4 protein-coding genes are annotated in these 3,389 nt (G+C 68.2%); 1 reads left to right on the top strand and 3 read right to left on the bottom strand.

Going from position 1 to position 3,389, the window contains the following annotated elements:
- Positions 1–205 precede the first annotated feature (205 nt).
- Genes PKE44_RS16740 through PKE44_RS16750 form a run of 3 tightly spaced genes read right to left on the bottom strand, consistent with a single transcriptional unit; the run spans position 206 to position 1,973 of the window.
- Positions 206–937 (bottom strand): UDP-2,3-diacylglucosamine diphosphatase, encoded by a 732-nt coding sequence (locus PKE44_RS16740; RefSeq protein WP_324553534.1) that lies wholly within the window; start codon positions 935–937, stop codon positions 206–208.
- Positions 934–1,422 carry a peptidylprolyl isomerase gene (locus PKE44_RS16745; protein ID WP_324553537.1) on the bottom strand — a complete coding sequence of 163 codons (489 nt, stop codon included), beginning with the start codon at positions 1,420–1,422 and terminating at the stop codon, positions 934–936. The genes PKE44_RS16740 and PKE44_RS16745 overlap by 4 nt, the downstream gene beginning before the upstream one ends.
- Positions 1,423–1,472: 50 nt before the next feature.
- Complete coding sequence (locus tag PKE44_RS16750) at positions 1,473–1,973, bottom strand: peptidylprolyl isomerase (protein WP_324553542.1); 501 nt, start codon at positions 1,971–1,973, stop codon at positions 1,473–1,475.
- Between the two features lie 217 nt (positions 1,974–2,190).
- On the opposite strand from PKE44_RS16750, the gene cysS reads away from it, so the two are divergent.
- On the top strand, positions 2,191–3,389 hold a 1,199-nt coding region (gene cysS, locus PKE44_RS16755; protein WP_324553540.1), incomplete at its 3' end, for a cysteine--tRNA ligase.

Genomic DNA, 3,389 nt, shown 5'->3' on the forward strand with positions numbered 1-3,389 from the left:
CGGCGTGGCGCCGGAGCGGCTGCGCGAGATCGTCGAGGGCGACGGTCTCGCCGTCAGCCTGGAGCCGGCCGGCGGCTCGCCGACCGGTGCCCCGACCGGCCCGGTGCTGTACCTCGGCAAGCCGCTGCCGCGCGTCTGACGCGCTCGTGCGCGCCTGCGCGACCCGGCGGGGCGCGCAGGCGGGGCAGGGCGCCGAGGCCGGATTTCAGCCGTGCAGGCCTTCGAGCTGCATGCCGTTGCGCGAGACCGTCAGCACGCTGCCCTGCGTGTACCAGTCACCGAGCACGACGCGCCAGCCGCTGTCGCCATCGGCGAGCACGAGTTCGTGCAGGGCAGGGCGGTGGGTGTGACCGTGGATCAGCTGGGTGACGCCGTGTGCGTCCATGAGCGTGCGCACGGCATCGGGGTTTACGTCGGTGATCTCGGCCGGCTTGTCGGCCTGGGCGCTGCGGCTGTCGGCGCGCAGCTGCGCGGCGAAGGCCCGGCGCTGCGCGAGCGGCAGCGCCAGCAGGCGAGCCTGATTGGCCGGTTCGCGGATCTGTGCGCGGAAGCGCTGGTAATCGACATCATCGGTGCAGAGCGCATCGCCGTGCGTGAGCAGCGTCGGCGTGCCGTACAGGTCGATCACCGTGGTCTCCGGCAGCAGGGTCAGTCCGGCGCGTGCCGCATAGTCCGGGCCGAGCAGGAAATCGCGGTTGCCGTGCAGGAAGTGCGCGGGCACGCCGCTGCGCTGCAGGCTGCCCAGCGCCGCGGCCACCCGCTCGCCGGTTTCGCCGTCGTCGTCGTCGCCGATCCAGGCCTCGAACAGGTCGCCGAGGATGTACAGCGCCTGCGCGCGCCGGGCGCGGACGGCGATGAAATCCTCGAACAGCGCCAGCGTCTGCGGGCGCGCGGCAGCATCGAGGTGCAGGTCGGCGACGAACAGCGTCGCCTTCATTCGACGATTTCCATCTTCTCGATCAGCACCGGCTCGACCGGCACGTTCTGGTGTCCGCGCTTGTTCGCGGTCGGCACGGCGACGATCGCATCGACCACGTCCATGCCCTCGATGACCTTGCCGAACACGCAGTACCCCCAGCCGTCCTGCCCCGGGTGATCGAGGAAGCCGTTGTCCTTGACGTTGATGAAGAACTGCGCGGTCGCCGAGTGCGGATCCGAGGTGCGCGCCATCGCAATGCTGCCGCGGGCGTTCTTCAGGCCGTTCTTCGCCTCGTTGCGGATCGGCGCGCGCGTGCTCTTCTGGCTCATGTCCGCCAGCATGCCGCCGCCCTGGACCATGAAGTTCGGGATCACGCGATGGAAGACGGTGCCGGCGTAGAAACCGTCGCGCACGTACTGTTCGAAGTTGGCGGTGGTCGCCGGCGCATGCTCGGCGTCGAGTTCCAGCGTGATGACGCCGAGTGAGGTCTGGATGCGGATCATCGCGAATCTCCGTTCGGGGTTTCCGGGGGCGGGCCTGCTTTATCTCATGACTACTTCACGACCGTGACCGAGCGGATCACCACCGGCTCGGCCGGCACGTCGCTGTATGGTCCGACCGTGGTGGTCGGTGTCTGGCGGATGCGTTCGACGACTTCGAGGCCGTCGACGACCTTGCCGAACACGCAGTAACCCCAGCCGTCACGCGACGGGTAATCGAGGAAGCCGTTGTCCCTGACGTTGATGAAGAACTGCGCGGTCGCCGAGTGCGGATCGGCGGTGCGTGCCATCGCGATCGTGCCACGGCTGTTCTTCAGGCCGTTCTTTGCTTCGTTCGGGATCGGGTCGTGCGTCGGCTTCTGTTGCAGGTCGGGCGTGAAGCCGCCGCCCTGGATCATGAAGTTGTCGATGACGCGGTGGAAGATCGTGCCGTCGTAGAAGTGCTCGTCCGCGTAGCGCACGAAGTTGGCGACGGTCTGCGGGGCTTTTTCCTCGTCGAGTTCGAGCACGATCGTGCCGTGACTGGTGACCATCTGCACGCGGGTCACCGCCATGGCCGGCAGGGCGGCCGAAAGCAGGGCAGCGATCAGGAAGGCTCGGGCGCAACGGATCATCGGCAGCCTCCGGGGGCGGGCGCGGAAAGGCCGGCATCATAGTGTGCCGCCCGGCTTTTGTCGGCCTGCACGCGCCGGACTTCCGTTACCATCCCGGTCGGGCCCTGCTGCCGGGGCGCCGCCCGTCCGTTTTCCGTCGCATCGAGTCCAGTCCGTCATGTCCGTCGAACACGATCTGCAGCTGTACAACAGCCTGAGCCGGCGCAAGGAGCGCTTCGTCCCGATCACGCCCGGCCAGGTGCGCATGTATGTGTGCGGCATGACCGTCTACGACTACTGCCACGTCGGCCACGCGCGCGTGATGGTCGTGTTCGATGCGATCGTGCGCTACCTGCGCTGGCTCGGCTACGACGTGACCTACGTCCGCAACATCACCGACATCGACGACAAGATCATCCGCCGCGCGCAGGAAAACGGCGAAACCATCGACGCGCTGACCGCACGCTTCATCGAGGCGATGCACGAGGATGCCGATGCGCTCGGCGTGCTGCGCCCCGACCACGAGCCGAAGGCCACCGAAACCATCGACGGCATCATCGCGATGGTCGGGACGCTGGTCGGAAAGGACTACGCCTACGTCGCTGCCAACGGCGATGTCTACTACCGTGTCGCGCGCTTCGGGGCCTACGGCCGGCTCGCCAACAAGAAGCTCGACGACCTGCGCGCCGGCGAGCGCGTGGCGGTCGGCGAACTGAAGCAGGACCCGCTCGACTTCGTGCTGTGGAAGGCCGCCAAGCCCGGCGAGCCGGCCTGGGATTCGCCGTGGGGACCGGGCCGGCCGGGCTGGCACATCGAATGCTCGGCCATGTCGAAGTGCTGCCTCGGCGAGCACTTCGACATCCACGGCGGCGGCATGGATCTGAAGTTCCCGCACCACGAGAACGAGATCGCGCAGAGCGAGGCCGCCAACGGCCACAGGTTCGTCAACTACTGGCTGCACAACGGCTTCGTCAACGTCGACGAGGAGAAGATGTCGAAGTCGCTCGGCAACTTCTTCACGGTGCGCGAGGTGCTCGCCCGCTACGCCCCCGAGGTCGTGCGGCTGTTCATCCTGTCCAGTCACTACCGCAGCCCGCTGAACTACTCCGACGACAACCTCGACACGGCGAAGGCCTCGCTGACGCGGCTGTACACGGCGCTGAAGGGCCTGCCGCCCACCGCCGCCGCCCCGCTCGAAGCCTGGAGCGCAAGGCTGCGCGCGGTCATGGACGATGACTTCAACACCCCCGGGGCGCTCGCCGTGTTGTTCGAGCTGGCGCGCGAGCTGAACCGTGCGCGCAGCGAGGCGCCGGCCGATGTGGATGCGCTGGCGGCGACGCTGCGCGCGCTGGGCGGCGTGCTCGGCCTGCTCGGCGG

The sequence above is a fragment of the Plasticicumulans sp. genome (assembly GCF_035331805.1).
In the GTDB taxonomy this organism is placed as follows: domain Bacteria; phylum Pseudomonadota; class Gammaproteobacteria; order Competibacterales; family Competibacteraceae; genus Plasticicumulans.